Genomic DNA, 14096 nt, shown 5'->3' with positions numbered 1-14096 from the left:
TTAAGAGACCTATCATTGACAGGAAACGAGGTCCGATATATAATATTTATACATGAGAGATCATAAAGAGGCAAACTTAATGGCAAATATTTCCGAGCCTCCTCGGCGGCCTGCGGCTAGAGCTTCTCTCTTTAGTGGTTGGCTACGACGCAGCGGTCGGTTTTCTCGGCAGCTGACGCAGCGTTTCACCTTTGCGCGAGCCTTGGCCAGTCGTCCTTTTCGCTTGCTGTGGTTGGGCCAGACGATCTCGAACGTCGGCAATAATGTCTTCTCACTGGCGCTGGCCTGGCAGGTTTTGCTGATGACGCACTCGGCCACGGCGATGGGGCTGATCTTGATGGCGAAGCTGATCCCCAATCTGGCCTTTGTTCTGATTGGGGGGGTCGCTGCTGATCGCTTGCCGCGGCGCTCGATCGTGCTCTGGTCGGATGGCTTACGGGGCCTTGTCCTGCTCTCCGTTACAGTGCTCGGCGTTGCCGGTCTTCTTCAGCTCTGGCTGCTTGTGGTAGAGAGCCTTATCTTTGGGATCGTTGAAGGCTTTTTCAATCCTGCGCTGATGTCTCTCCCGCCCGAGCTTGTAGCGAAGGAGGAGCTGCCATCTGCCAATGCCTTGACCGCGCTGAGCCTCAATCTGGCGGGACTGGTGGGGCCGGCGCTTGGGGCTTTACTCATTGCCCTGGTAGGACCCTTTGCTGCCTTTGCCCTTGATGCTGTGAGCTTTTTTGTCTCGATGCTTCTCTTGTTCCCTGTTCCTATTGTTGAGCGCCACATGCGGCCTATGCAAGAGCAACTCGGCTCGTCAGCTCTGGCGCTGCGTGAGGACGCTGAAGGCGAGGAGGAGGGTCTCGTGAGAGGGCGGCTGTGGGAGCTGAGGTCTGGTCTGCAGAAGGTGCTGCAGGACGTTGGGGAAGGTCTGGCCTATGTCCGCCAATCGCCCTGGATCTGGGTGACCTTGCTCAGTGCGACTGTTGGGAATGTCTGCTTTATAGCCACTTTGGCGGTTTCTATGCCAAAGCTGGTGCAGGTTGTCTACGGACAGGGGGCTGGATTCCTTGGCCTTCTCCAGATAGCGGAGTCCGTTGGTTCTCTCCTGAGTATTCTCCTTTTGGGGATGATCTTGCGTCTGGGACGGCGCGGGTTGCTGGCCTACCTCATGCTGATGCTGAGCGCAGCTGGTGTGCTTGCTTTTGGCTTGATTCCGGCGCCGTTGGCGCTCTGGTTAGCTCCGCTGGCCTCGATCCTGGTCGGCTTTGGCCTGACCTTTTTTAACACGGTCTATTTCACTATTTTGCAGGAGCAGGTACCTGGGGACAAGCTAGGGCGTGTCGTCAGTCTGGATACCATCGGCTCCCTGGGTTTAGCACCACTGGGGCAAGTGCTGGGTGGGATTTTGACCGATCGGGTCGGAGCAGCGGCTGTCTTTCTGCTATTCGGGACCCTTGCACTGGGTAATTGTTTTTATCCGCTGCTTGTGAGAGAGGTACGGGAGACGCTCTAGACGGAGATGGGTGTCTGAGGGCCAGAGTTGGGGCCAATTGATCGCTTGTTGCAGGGAGGAAACGCAGCGGCCTGGCGCGCTTGATTACGCCGTGCCCATATGGCAGTGGCGCAAGATTGGCTGCTCTGCTACCACCAGATGCTGCGTGACCTGCGCCGAAAATGGCCCGCTGAGCGCGGAGTGCAGGAATTTCTCCGCATCTTACAGCTCCATGACATGAGCAGGACGCTACCCCGATGAGGCAAGCGGCGATTGAACAAGCTCTGACCTACGGCAGTGCCTATCTCGATGACTTCCTCTTGCTTGCACCACCTCGCCGACCAGCCACTGCCAGCCAGGACAGAATGCCTCGCCCCCGGCTGAACCCACACGCCCCGATCTGAAGGTCAGGTCATTGCCATGCGACCTGTGGACTTATCCCGCTATGGCCATTATTGAAGCTTTCCTGACAGCACAAGGAGGTCTGGGCCATGCAAGCACCTCGGCAGCGAGGTCAACGAGGTGAAGGATATCATCAACTTCCGCTATGACGGCACCTCTGTTGATTCCTTCAATCAATGGATCGGACGATCGTTGATGGGCCACCGCGGTCGGTCTTGGGTGGAGTGAGCAGTCCCATTCGATTGGATCGTATTATAGTAATACCGATACTCAGGGCACCGTCTGGACCTACGACCACTTCTATAGCGGCTCCTCCTGCGCCAATGGATGCCTTGCCGCTTCGCATCTGCACCTTTACTCTGAGTTCTTACGGATAACATTAGATGCATCGAGCCTATGCCGCTTCGCTGGTGCTCCTGGAGTTGGTAATCCTGGCTTCGCTCCTGATACCCTCAGCGCTACGTCGGACCTTGCCAGGCCAGCTCTCAGGAGGACGCTGGCTTAGTCTGGTCCCCTGCGTCTGGCCGCTTCCGTCCCTGCCAGGCCGTGGCCCGCAGTCTGTCGCCAGCCGTGCAAGGACAATCGCGGTGGCTGGTGGCTCACACCGTGGACGCCTTGGATCAAACCAGCTGGCGCATCGTGCACCAACCCCTGCCTGGGGAGGCAGATTGTGGAAGGGGGATCGGAGAGAGAGAGGATCGCCTGTCTCCTTTCAGGCGCGAAGGAGGTCCCTGATGCTATCCCCTCAAATACTCTTTCCTTGCTAGGAGATTATTGCCGCACAGCTGCGAGGGTGCAAAGCCTGGCTGACGCACCAGCTGGCGCCTGCGCGCTCCTCTCTGCACCGGAGTGCTGCTCTTGAGACATCAAGACTTTAGTATGACAGCGGACATCGATGACCACGGCTCGGTAGAGTTACTGAGAGAGGCGCTGAAACGGTGGAGTGCGCTGGAAGGAGGAGAGAGAACTGTCACACGGGAAAGGAGAAAGAGCGAGGCCGCTCAAGAAGCGGCCTCGATGTGGTGGAGATGGGGGAGAGTTGAACTCCCCGTCCAGGCAACCCTGTTAAAGGATATCCTACAGGCTTAGTCGGTGTATTGCTATGCGCAGAGGACTCCCACCGACAGGATTCCTCAGCGCTGGCCCTCTGGTCTTAGATGCCGATTAGAGGGCGATCACCGGCACCGCAGCCCGTGTCGTCGGCGCCCACATCTGACCCCACAGGCGAAGGTCAGAGGGACGACGCTCGCCTAATTAAGCGGCGAGAGCGTAGGAGTAATTTGCCTTGTTGGCAGTTATTTTTTCGCCGGTTGTTTAACGAGAGAGCACACCGGCACCTCGGCCTGCAATCCTTTCAACAGCTTGTCTGTCGAAACCCGTCATCCCCCTAGTGCGGTCGATCGGGTGGAATCAATCCCGATCGCCATCGCCAGACAGGCTTGGCCAGTCCAGGCGATCAGAGACAGGGTCCGATAAGAAGCCACTATCTTGTGGTCTCCTTATCCTACCACACCGTATAACACCCGTCAAGGGAGGAATTATTTCAGGCGTTCCAAAAAGCGTTGGAGGTGAACAATAAAACGCTCATGGATGCCTTCACCAATCTTCTTCTCCTCATCGTAAGCCTCAACCCTGAACACCAGGCGCCGCCCATCCACCTCAACCAGCTCGGCGGTCGCACGCACGCGCTGGCCGATCGGCGTTGCCGCCAGATGCTGCACATCAACGCGCGTCCCCACCGATACATACCCCTCGTCGAGGAAGTCAGCTACCGCTCGCCAGGCAGCATTCTCCATCAAGGCGATCATCATCGGGGTCGCAAAGACCTCAACACCCCCTGCCCCAACAGCAGCAGCCGTGTTTTCATAAACAACTGTCGTGCTCGCCTCACCTTTCAGCCCTGGTTGCAGACTCATAACTCCGCCTAGCCTTTCATTTCTTGTAGTCTTGATGAGCGACTCGCAGCAACGCGGGAACATACCGGCATGTTCCCGCGTGCCTCTCTCTACCAAGCTACTACACAACGCTCACCGTTCGCATCCTCACACGTCTTCGGTCCTTTCCGCAAGCATTAATTAGCTAGAGACTAACGCTTTCCCTGGACCGGGACCGGCTCCAACCTGGCCCATTGAGAGACCCTGAGCCTGCTGTGCCTGGATCTCCCGAGCACGGGCACGCAGCTCAAGCGCTCGACTGACCTGGCGCGTCTGCTGCAGGAGCAGGGCATAGTTTTCTAGAAAACGCGCATACGTCGGATGGTTCTTGCCAAAGGCACGCTCGCCAATCTCCAACGCCCGCTTGAAGAAAGCCCGCGCTGGGCCATACCTGTGCAAGGCCGTGTAGAGCGTGGCCAGATTGTTCAGATTGACAGCCAGCGCCGGATGATCAGCTCCTAGCGTCCGCTCGCGAATCTGCAGAGCGCTCTGATAGAGCGATTCTGCTCGCTCATACTCACCGCGATCATGGTAGAGCATCGCCAGATTTTCCAGACAGCTCGCGGTATAGGGATGCTCATCGCCAACCAGCTGGCGATAGATTGCCAGCGCTCGCTGATAGAGCAGCTCGGCCTGAGCATAGCGACCAGTCTCACGATAGAGCAAAGCGAGATTATTCAATGTCGTCGCCAGGTCTAACTGCTCGGCGAGCGGCAGACCCTCATGAATCGCCAGCGCCTTGAGATAGCACTGCTCAGCCTGCTCGTGATGCCTCTGGGCATGATAGAGGCTGCCCAGAGCGCTCAGCGTCTGCGCCACTGCTGGATGCTCGCCCCCCAGCAGATGCTCCCGCATGCGCAACGCCCGTTGATAGAGCAACTCAGCCTGCTCATAGCGTCCCTGTGCCCGGTAGAGTGTTGCCAACTCGTGGTACAGTGTGGCCAACAGAGGATGCTCAGGCGCCAGCTCTTGCTGCCAGCTCTCCAACACTTGCAGGAAAAGCGATTCGGCACGCTCGAAATCACGCCGATCACGGTAGAGCAGGGCCAGCCGATAGAGAGCACGGATCAATCCCTGGCGGTCACTCCCCGGCTGCCGCTCTTCAATCGCAACCACTCGCCAGTACAGCGCTTCTGCCTCGTGAAATCGACCTTGCTCCTCGTAAAAGAGAGCGAGGTTGTAGAGGCTGGCACTCAACTCAGGGTGTTCTGGCCCAAGCTGCTGCTCACGTATGAGCAGGGCCCGGCGTAAGTGCGGCTCAGCCTCACGGTAGGCTACACAACGCTGCAGGTAATAGCCGGTCTGCTCCAGGAGGCGCGCAGCATCAGGACTGACCAGCTGCCACTCTTCGATCCAACGAGCACAGGTAAGTAAGTGCGGCAGATAGGCCCGACAGAGAGCTGTAGGGGCAGCAGTCTCGCTCTGACAGGCGCTCTCTACCAGGCGAATAGTCTGCTCCGCCCACAGCAGACGCGATTCTCGACTCAGACGCTGACGGACAAAAGCGCTGACCTGGCGATGAAGGACCAGCGAGCCCTGACTGTAGTCGACCAGCGCAAAGCGGCGCAGATCATGGATCAGCCTGAGCAGATCGAAATGCTCCAGCAGAAGCTGAGCCAGGCTCTCCCCTAATTCACTGCCGCCGCTCACCAACATCTCAAGGGGAATATGATCGGGCTGCAGGAAGGAACAGAGACGCAATAGCTCGGCAGCACTTGGACTAGTGCGTTCGGCACGTGAGAGACTGATATGCAGCACAGCCGCCAACGACTCAGTGAGACTGTCAGCCAGATGAGTGGCCGGCCAGCCGCCACGGCGAAGCTCAACACAGGCTTGCTTGTAAAGATTCAAGTAACTGCTGAGACTACATTGCTCTGTCTCGATATAGGCTCCAGCCAAAACAAGCGCCAGGGGATTGGCCCGGAGCAAGGCAACCACCTCGTCAGCCCGGCTGGCCTCAGCTGGAGGAGCCTGCTCCAGCGTTGCCTCCATCGACAGCAAGCCAGCAGCGCGCAACAGGAGAAGGGCAGCTTCCTCCGCCGTCAGCGCAGGGAGCGTCACCTGCATAGCCTTGGACAGGGCTAGCGGCTGACGCGCTAGCAGAATCTGATGACCACGGGCTCCCACGGGCAGCAGATCGCGAATCATCTCACCATCCGCCACATTATCCAGGATAAGCAGCCAGCCTGGCCTCTTTTCTAGCCAACGACGCACGGCCAGGGCGACCAGATATTGGTTGGGAAGCGCGCGCTCCGGCAACTCCAGCACCTCAGCGATACGTGCCAACTCATGAATGAGCAGCTGGCGACTGGCAGCATTGACCCAGAGCACAGCCTCATACTCGTGGCCGTAGCGATAAGCATATTCAAGGGCCAACTGCGTCTTCCCGCTGCCGGCTGGTCCGCTCACCACTTGCGGCGGAGTGACCGCGCTGGCTTTGTTGCTAATAGGCGTGTCGTGCAGATAAGCCAACAACGAGGAGCGACCAGTGAAGAGCGGGTTCCGTCGATACGGTACCAGCCAGAGTGAGGGCAAAGACGAGGAAGAGGCCGCCGTCGCTGGATCAACTGGCGGGGTCGGTGGTGGGGGTAGCGGAATGGCCGCAGTGGAGGTGGCGCTCGCACTCGCAGCAGCAGAGAGCCAGGCCCCTAACTCTGCAGCCACCTGCTGCCAGGCCGCTTCACGATCCTCCCAGGCGCTAATTGCTACGCCATTAGTCGGCAGAGCCGCTAAATCGGCCAGTGGCGTATCTTCTCGCTCAGTTGGCCGCACGAGCACGGGAATCACCCGCGCCAGGCCAGCGTTATGACGTTGGAGAGCCACTTTCAGCTCGGCACTGTAGCAGTAGGCAGAGTGCACAAAGTCGGGGCTTACTAACAGAAGAATGAGCTGCGCTCGTTCCAGGGCAGAACTGATCTCACCGCTTCCTTGCCAGGAAAGACCCTGACCCGTAGCATGCTCCTCCCAATCAGCAATGAGACCTTGCCAGCGGAGTCGATAGAGATGATTGATAAGTTCGTTACGCGCGGCTTCGTCTTTGAAGGTGTAGGCCAGGAAGACCTTCACTGCCATGTTCTGGCTCCTTGCGTATGAGTGAGACAAGGGCAGTTCTTGCCCTACCGCCGGGAAGCACAAGGTTCTTCGCTGTCTGGCGAACGGATAAAAAGGATGAACGCCCCTTCGAGCGAAACACGAAGGTAACGTGCATCTTGTACTGTGGCTACACATCTAGTATACACTCAGTGAGAGAGAGGTCGCAATAAATGAGGTGAGGAATCCGACATGTCCCATGCTCGCTATCGGCTTCAGAGCTGATACGGCCCATCTGCTTCGCTAGAGAAATTTATTTAAACAGAGTGTAACACTTTATATGGAGTGATGTATGGCAAGTGCAGTTCAGCGTATTGCGCATCGTGGTGGGGCGCAACTGGCGCCCGAGAACACCCTGGCAGCTTTCCGACAGGCCTTAGCCTTGCCTGTGGATGCCATTGAGTTAGACGTGCAGATGAGTCGTGATGGCCATCTTATCGTCTTCCATGATGCCACTGTCGAGCGACTCACTGATGGTCGAGGAAACATTCTTGATCTAGACTTTGCCTATCTGCGCAGCCTCAACGCCGCGGCCCACTTTCCCGGTGGCTGGCCGGAGCCGCAACGTATTCCCACCCTGCGCGAGGTTCTTGATCTCGTCAAAGGACAGCGACGCGTCTGGATTGAAATCAAGCCGAGCCAGCGGGGAAGCGTTTATGGGCGCTTCCCGGGCATTGCCGAAGCGGTCGTTGAAGAGCTACAGCGTGCGGACATGCTCGCTCAGGCTGTGGTAATCTCCTTTGACTGGTATCTCTTGCCAGAAGTGAAGCGACGAGAGCCGAAGCTAGAGACGGGCGCGATCCTCTCCGAGGACATTTGGGACCCCCAGGCCGGGCAGGCCCTCGATACCCTGTTAGAGCAGGCTCGTGAGTTAGGCTGTAGCTGGCTGGATGTCGATGAGTCCCTTTTCCTACCGCAGTTGCCTGCCCTCGTCCATAGTTACGGCCTCAAACTTGGCGTCTGGACGGTGAATAGCGTCGAACGCCTGCGGGAGCTGGCGGTGAGCGGTGTTGATGCTCTAACCAGTGATCGACCCACTCTCTTCTCCGCTTTATCGTAGCCCCACGCATGGGCTGTCGAGCGCAGCGCGCTGCTATGTGCCCTCCAGGGGGAGGCGTGTCCTTTCTTAGCAGCCATTCGTTCTAGATCCAATGAGATGGTCCTCCCACACGTAAAGGTACCATCGGCTACTGTCAAGGAAGGACAGTATGCTATAATAGGCCGGCGCACGGAGAGCAGGCATCAGCCTAAACTCAGGGTTTTGTGGAGTCCCAAGAGTATGCAGCAGATGGAAATGTCATCGCTAGCTATTCCCCAACGAGCGGATACCGCCGTCACGGCCACTGCTGACAAGGAGAAGAGGCAGGGCGTGGGGATCTCGGTCGTGATCCCGGTCATGAACGAGCAGGAGAATATTCGACCCCTCTTCGAGCGACTGATCGCCCAGCTTGAACAGCTCGGTCAGTCTTATGAGGTGATCTTTGTCGATGATGGCAGTACCGATAATACCTTTGCCGAGGTGAAGGCCCTGCACGATGAACATCCCGGTATCGTGCGCGTCATTCGCTTCCGCAAGAATTTCGGCAAAACTCCAGCGCTGGTGGCGGGCTTTAGCCGCTGTCGGGGAAAGATTGTCTTTACGATGGATGGCGATCTCCAGGACGATCCTGCTGAGATCCCGCGCTTCCTGGAGAAGCTTGAGGAGGGCTATGATCTGGTCTCCGGTTGGAAGTATCCGCGCCTCGATCCTATTACCAAGACTTTCCCCTCGCGCATCTTCAATGCCCTGGTCAGAACGCTGACCGGTGTCCCGCTGCACGATATCAATAATGGCTTTAAAGCCTATCGGCGCGAGGTCATCGATGATGCCCATCTCAAGCTCTATGGCGAGTTCCACCGCTTTGTTCCGGTTATGGCCCAGTGGCGCGGCTACCGCGTGACCGAGATCAAGGTTCGCCATCACCCCCGTCGCTTCGGAGTCTCGAAGTTTGGGGCCCGACGCTTCGCTCGCGGGTTGATCGATCTGCTCAATGTGCTCTTCCTGACGACCTTTCTGCGTACGCCTTTGCGCTTCTTTGGCCCCTTCGGTTTCTGGACGTTCCTGCTCGGGCTGCTGATCGATGCCTGGGTGGTGATTCGCAGCCGCCTGATCGAAAATCAGCCTATTCATACGCAGCCAATGCTCTTCGTTGGCATTCTGCTCATGATCTTCGGGGTCCAGTTCGTTCTGGTGGGCCTGCAGAGCGAGATGATCCGCCATTATGCCTTCCAACCAGGGGAGGAGTATAGTATTAAGCAGGAAATCGATGTCCAATGAGCAGAGCGGTCCTTATACGCTGGGTCAAGGTCCTGGTGCGCTTCGGTCTGCCAGTGTTGGTGCTGGTCTTCTTCGCTATCCAGGTGAAGAATAACTGGAGCGCCCTGGCCTCCCATCGCTTTGAGTGGAATCCGGTCCTGCTGGGCCTGGCTTTCCTGGGCTTTGTGCTGCAGGAGCTGTCTTTCGGGCTGATCTGGAAAAATGTCCTGGCTCGCCTCGGCTACCACTTGCCCCTGGGCGCTAGCCTGCGTATCTATCTGGGTTCAGAGTTTGTGCGCTATATCCCCGGCAACGTCTGGCATGTGCTGACGCGTATTCTCTGGGTCGGTAAGTATGGCGTGCCGCGTTCACTGGCTTTCACTAGCATGGTGGTCGAGCTGGTGACGAAGCTGGCAACCGCCGCCTTCATCTTCGCGCTCAGCCTGCTTTTCTGGGGCGACATCCATGCACTAGGCTCAACCCAGGGCCTCTTCTTTCTCAGCTTCAGCGCTGTCGCTATGCTGGCGGTGCTGATCGGGCTGCATCCGCGTATCCTCGGGGGTCTGCTCAATCTGGCTCTGCGTCTACTCAGACGAGAGCCGGTGAGACTGGCTCTGCGCTACCGCGATATTTTGTTGGTCTCCCTCTTCTGGTGCCTGAGCTGGTTAATCGCCGGCCTGGCTTTCTATGTGCTGGTGCTGGCCTTGTGGCCGACGACACCTCTGGTGGCTCTGCCGATCTGCGTTGGCATTTACGCGCTCGGTTGGGATATCGGCTTCATCTCCTTTATCACGCCTAGTGGTTTAGGCTTCCGCGAGGGGGCCATTGCCCTGCTCTTCGCTTTCTCGCTGCCCGCTTTGCCTGCAGCCCTCGGCTATGTAATGGCCCTGCTCTCGCGCTTGGTCTCAACGCTGGCCGAGCTGCTCTGCGTCAGCGTGGCCTATCTCGGCGGCCTGCGCCAGATTCGCCAGATTCGCGCTGAGCAGGTGGCAGAGCAGGGAGAGGGACAAGGCGCATCACCGTCTGGCGAGCACCTGACTGCCCCCAAGGATGAGACAGCATCTCCATCTTTGGCTGTGACAGTCGGTCATGAAGAGCAGAAAGAGCGAGAGGGCCAGACGCCGCAGACTGCAGTCTCTGAGGAGACGGTCGCTTCCCATGATGGAGGGAGGGGGTATGAAAACTAGCTCTGCCCTGCGTAAGTGGCTGGCCGTCTGCTGGAACCGCCTCTATCTCTATCCTCCACCTGAGCCGCTGCCGCGTCGACGCTCCTTCTGGGTAGCGATGGCTTTGGTGGCGGGGGCGACTCTCCTCTTTTCTGCCTTCTTTATCTGGTATTTGACGGCCCGTCAGGATGCCTTCCAGACCAACGCCGAAGATCTGGGGATTATGGATCAGGCGGTCTGGTCAATTTTGCATAGCGGGATTCCCCATCAAACGATTTGCAACATTGTCGGTGATACAAATTGCTATGGCAGCAACGGGATTAGTCGCTTCGCAATCCACTTTGAGCCGATCCTCTTTCCTGTAGCCTTGCTCTATCTGCTCTGGGCGACGCCGAAGACGCTACTCGTGCTGCAGACATTGGTGGTGGCCACTGGCGCCTTCCCCGCCTTCTGGCTGGCCCGCCTGCGCTTGCGCAACGAGTGGATCGCTGTCGGTTTTGCCCTGCTCTATCTATTGCACCCTCTCCAGAACCTGGCCTTGCTCAATGACTTCCATGCCGTCACCTTTACCTCTGCCCTGCTACTGTTTGTGCTCTATTTTATGTATACAGGGCAGACAGTGTGGACCTTCATCTTCGCGGTTCTGGCGATGGCCTGTAAAGAGGAGATTCCTGTCCTCGTGGCCCTCTTCGGCTTGTGGTCGCTCCCCTTCCAGCGACGCTGGCGATCCGGCCTTGGCCTGGTCCTGCTGGCCCTCGCCTGGCTCGGGCTGGAGCTGGTGATTACGCGTCTCTCCGGGGGACCGTTGTTGGCCTCGCGCTACGCTCATCTCGGCAATGGACCACTCGATATTGCGAAGAATATCTTACTTCACCCGCTCACTATTCTAAAACAATATGTCTTCGAGCCACAGCATTTCTTCTATTTGCGTCAGGTGCTCAGCCCCACTGGCTATTTGCCGCTATTGGCCCCCTGGGTACTGGTGCTGGCGGTGCCGACGCTAGCGCTCAATTTGCTCAGCTCGAAGCCCGATATGTATAGCGGTCTCTATCACTACAATGCCGAGATTGTGCCCGTGCTGATCTTCGCGAGCATCGAGGCGCTAGTAGTTATTGGCTGGGCAGCTCAGTGGCTGCTGCGCTGGAGTCGTGCCCTCTGGAAGAGAACGACGGCTGCCTGGGAGAGCTGGCGCTCGCGCCTGCCCACGCCCGGAGCGCTGGCAGGTCTGTCGCGCTTGCCTAGTTCTCTAAGCTGGGGACAGCTCATCTTGCTGACACTACTCATGGTCTATCTGCTCGTCTCGGTGACGCGGGCCGATGACGCTCATGGTACAATGCCCTTTTCGCCGGGTTTCAAATGGCCGGCGGTCAGTGCCCATACCCAGCTCGCTGAGCGCTTCATTCAAATGATTCCACCCTCGGCCTCCGTTTCGGCCCAGTCGGCTCTGGTCCCCCATATCAGCCATCGGCAGCGCATCTACCTCTTCCCCTATGCGGATCAGCAGGCCGATTATATCTTTCTTGATGTGACGAGCGATATGTATCCGCTCTTCCTGAACAGCTATAGCGCTGAGGTCAAGAAGGTTCTCTTCAGTGGGCAATACGGTATCGTGGCCGCTCAGGATGGCTATCTACTGCTAAAACGCGGTCTCCCAGCTCCGGGCATCTCGTCCGTCTCCCCAGTGCAGAGCGGACCAGAGGCTCTACCCGCTCTGCCCAGCGCTTTCTGCTCCTTCCAGTGGGTTACGGAGCAGCAGGTGGAGCACCCGATCACGGCAACCTTCAGCAAGAGTGACAGCGCTCAGCCTGTGGTTGATGTGGTAGGCTACAGTACGCCGACACCAGCGACGATCGATGGTGGAACCTATCTGCAGTTCACGTTCTATCTGCAAGCCAGAAGCACCTCGCTGCCCGCGCTCAATCTCCTGGTCTTGCTCAGAGATAGCGCTGGCCATGAGCACCTCTTGTCGCAGGATTTCCCAGGCTTCGCTTTTTGCCCAACAACGACCTGGCGGCCTGGTCAGATCTATATGCTGAAGACTCTGGCTTTCAGCCTGGGTTCTGCCCACGTCGCTCCCGGGCTAGCCCATATTTCTATTGCGCTTGTACCTGTGAGCCGTTCGGGCAGTACAATGATGGATGTGCAGGCCAGACTGCCTGTGCAGCTGCAAAGTGCATCCGGGGCAGTGAGGGCGATACCGGATGCTCGGGAGTTGCAGTTGACGAGCGTGATTGTTCGCTAACTTCAGAGGCGCCGCTGAGTGCGCGTAGAAAGGGTTTGTGGCATGGGAGTTTTGCTTGGTCAACTCCCGCTAGCAGAGCTGGGACGCTTAAAAGCTGAGCTGGCGGAGACCTTGATCGCTAACTTCTGCTACCCGCGATTTTACGATTATCGAACCGAGTCTTTGCGCATGCGCCCGGTCGATAGCGCGAAGCGCAAGGAGGTCTGGCTCTATTTGAGCGCAGTCGATTTCACGGCCTGGAACCGCGTGGACGTGATGTCGCCGGAGCTGCAGACCTATATTGAGCGCCTCTTTATCCATTTCGTCCAGCGTAATCGGGCGTTTTTTGGTAATCAGGGGCGGAAGCGCATGGCCGATGTGCGCATGCTTATTACGACCTCTGCCCAGGCAGTGGCCGAGGGACTCCGCGCCCATCTGGCCAGTCCCCAGAAGAAACGGTCGGCCTTTGGCAGCCCCCGGCCAGTCCCTTCTTGGGCCACGACCCACGCCACTCCTCTTCCCGAGTTGGCTTGGGAGCAGATTAGTCAATCAACGCTCTTGTTGCAGCAACAGCTGCAAGAGCTGCGTGGAGAGGCGGGCAGCTATGAGGGCCGCCAGGGGGGCGCCAGCTTGTCCCCAAGCCCGGGGAGGCCAGCTATACCTCTGCCGGCGACTCCCACCGCCTCGGGTGCATTGGCCCCTGGCCGCGCGCCTGCCACGGCTGAGGAGCGCTCGTCTGCTGCTGCCTCCGCCGCGCCTGTTTCGGCACCACCAACGCGGCGTGTTCCTCCTATCCCCTCGCGCGCGCTGCCCGGCTCCCCTTCCTCTCCTGCGACAGCAGGCCCCCAGGTCGCGCCCGTGCGTCGCTCTTCCGGGAAGCTTCCTCAACCTGGGCCTGCTCCTCAGCCGGCAGAGACCTCATCAGCCCAGGCTGCTGCCTCGTCAACCGCTCCGGTGCCGGTCCAGCCTCGCTCACCCGCAGGCCCTCAAGCGAGTGGACGCGCTCCCGCTCCCACGCCGGCAGAAGGTACGCCGCTGCCGGCCAATGAGGATGTGACCATCTTTGAAGAGATGCGCCAGCAGCTGGTGCTCTGGTTGCGCCTGGAGGCGGTGCGCTTGGGCCTGGATATTTCTGGACAAAGTCCTTCTCAGTTGATCGAACTGCTGCGGCGCCAGGATGGCTTTGAACAGACGCGCCTGCAGGTTATTTCTAGCTTGCTGAATTTGATCACTCAAGTGCTTAAAAATGGCAAGGCCAGCCCGATGGATTATAAGCAGGGATTGATGTTCTTCCTCATGCATACACGCCAGTTGCGTCCCTGATATCCTGCTGCCTGTGCATTGCCTCTAGAGTCCTGTCCCCTCTCTAGAGGCAATGCATGCTTCTGCTTGAAGCTCGATTTATGCCAGGGTGCTTCCTTTTCCCTTGTTTTAGGGGAAAATGCTCCTTCTTCTGAAAACAGGGCCTCCATAAAAATTTCGTTAAGAATCTTCCCTACAGGAATATTTA

Annotated in this window: 8 protein-coding genes and 1 other RNA gene; 6 read left to right on the top strand and 3 right to left on the bottom strand. The window is 58.1% G+C overall.

What is annotated here, in order from left to right:
- The first annotated feature begins 79 nt into the window (after nucleotides 1-79).
- Nucleotides 80-1498, top strand: a complete 1419-nt coding sequence (locus tag IRZ31_RS03255; protein ID WP_297149491.1) for an MFS transporter — start codon at nucleotides 80-82, stop codon at nucleotides 1496-1498.
- 1401 nt (nucleotides 1499-2899) lie between these two features.
- Here the strand turns inward: IRZ31_RS03255 and ssrA are convergent.
- From ssrA to fxsT, 3 genes are all read right to left on the bottom strand, one after another.
- Nucleotides 2900-3266, bottom strand: a transfer-messenger RNA (tmRNA) gene (gene ssrA / locus IRZ31_RS03250).
- Between the two features lie 151 nt (nucleotides 3267-3417).
- Nucleotides 3418-3795: a thioesterase family protein gene (locus IRZ31_RS03245; protein ID WP_297149489.1), complete on the bottom strand. Its 378-nt coding sequence runs from the start codon at nucleotides 3793-3795 to the stop codon at nucleotides 3418-3420.
- A 159-nt stretch (nucleotides 3796-3954) separates the two neighbouring features.
- Nucleotides 3955-6885 carry an FxSxx-COOH system tetratricopeptide repeat protein gene (gene fxsT / locus IRZ31_RS03240; protein WP_297149487.1) on the bottom strand — a complete coding sequence of 977 codons (2931 nt, stop codon included), beginning with the start codon at nucleotides 6883-6885 and terminating at the stop codon, nucleotides 3955-3957.
- 310 nt (nucleotides 6886-7195) lie between these two features.
- Here fxsT and IRZ31_RS03235 point away from each other — a divergent pair, with 310 nt between their 5' ends.
- The 5 genes from IRZ31_RS03235 (at nucleotide 7196) to IRZ31_RS03215 (ending at nucleotide 13909) form a co-directional block, all read left to right on the top strand.
- A complete protein-coding gene (locus IRZ31_RS03235) occupies nucleotides 7196-7963 on the top strand; it encodes a glycerophosphodiester phosphodiesterase family protein (protein WP_297149485.1) in 768 nt (255 codons plus the stop codon).
- A 219-nt stretch (nucleotides 7964-8182) separates the two neighbouring features.
- Nucleotides 8183-9220 carry a glycosyltransferase family 2 protein gene (locus tag IRZ31_RS03230; protein WP_297149483.1) on the top strand — a complete coding sequence of 346 codons (1038 nt, stop codon included), beginning with the start codon at nucleotides 8183-8185 and terminating at the stop codon, nucleotides 9218-9220.
- Nucleotides 9217-10386 carry a lysylphosphatidylglycerol synthase transmembrane domain-containing protein gene (locus IRZ31_RS03225; protein WP_297149481.1) on the top strand — a complete coding sequence of 390 codons (1170 nt, stop codon included), beginning with the start codon at nucleotides 9217-9219 and terminating at the stop codon, nucleotides 10384-10386. Before IRZ31_RS03230 ends, IRZ31_RS03225 begins: the two co-directional genes overlap by 4 nt.
- Entirely contained in the window at nucleotides 10376-12607 is a 2232-nt protein-coding gene (locus tag IRZ31_RS03220) for a DUF2079 domain-containing protein (RefSeq protein ID WP_297149479.1), read from the top strand. The genes IRZ31_RS03225 and IRZ31_RS03220 overlap by 11 nt, the downstream gene beginning before the upstream one ends.
- A 42-nt stretch (nucleotides 12608-12649) precedes the next feature.
- Nucleotides 12650-13909: a hypothetical protein gene (locus tag IRZ31_RS03215; protein ID WP_297149477.1), complete on the top strand. Its 1260-nt coding sequence runs from the start codon at nucleotides 12650-12652 to the stop codon at nucleotides 13907-13909.
- Nucleotides 13910-14096 lie beyond the last annotated feature (187 nt).

Source organism: Thermogemmatispora sp. (assembly GCF_019683635.1).
GTDB lineage: Bacteria > Chloroflexota > Ktedonobacteria > Ktedonobacterales > Ktedonobacteraceae > Thermogemmatispora.
This window is presented reverse-complemented; position numbering and strand designations above follow the sequence as displayed.

Excerpts from the sequence above, each read along its gene's own strand:
- IRZ31_RS03255 (WP_297149491.1), top strand. The coding sequence starts at position 80 with ATGGCAAATATTTCCGAGCCTCCTCGGCGGCCTGCGGCTAGAGCTTCT.
- IRZ31_RS03245 (WP_297149489.1), bottom strand. The coding sequence starts at position 3,795 with ATGAGTCTGCAACCAGGGCTGAAAGGTGAGGCGAGCACGACAGTTGTT.
- fxsT (WP_297149487.1), bottom strand. The coding sequence starts at position 6,885 with ATGGCAGTGAAGGTCTTCCTGGCCTACACCTTCAAAGACGAAGCCGCG.
- IRZ31_RS03235 (WP_297149485.1), top strand. The coding sequence starts at position 7,196 with ATGGCAAGTGCAGTTCAGCGTATTGCGCATCGTGGTGGGGCGCAACTG.
- IRZ31_RS03230 (WP_297149483.1), top strand. The coding sequence starts at position 8,183 with ATGCAGCAGATGGAAATGTCATCGCTAGCTATTCCCCAACGAGCGGAT.
- IRZ31_RS03225 (WP_297149481.1), top strand. The coding sequence starts at position 9,217 with ATGAGCAGAGCGGTCCTTATACGCTGGGTCAAGGTCCTGGTGCGCTTC.
- IRZ31_RS03220 (WP_297149479.1), top strand. The coding sequence starts at position 10,376 with ATGAAAACTAGCTCTGCCCTGCGTAAGTGGCTGGCCGTCTGCTGGAAC.
- IRZ31_RS03215 (WP_297149477.1), top strand. The coding sequence starts at position 12,650 with ATGGGAGTTTTGCTTGGTCAACTCCCGCTAGCAGAGCTGGGACGCTTA.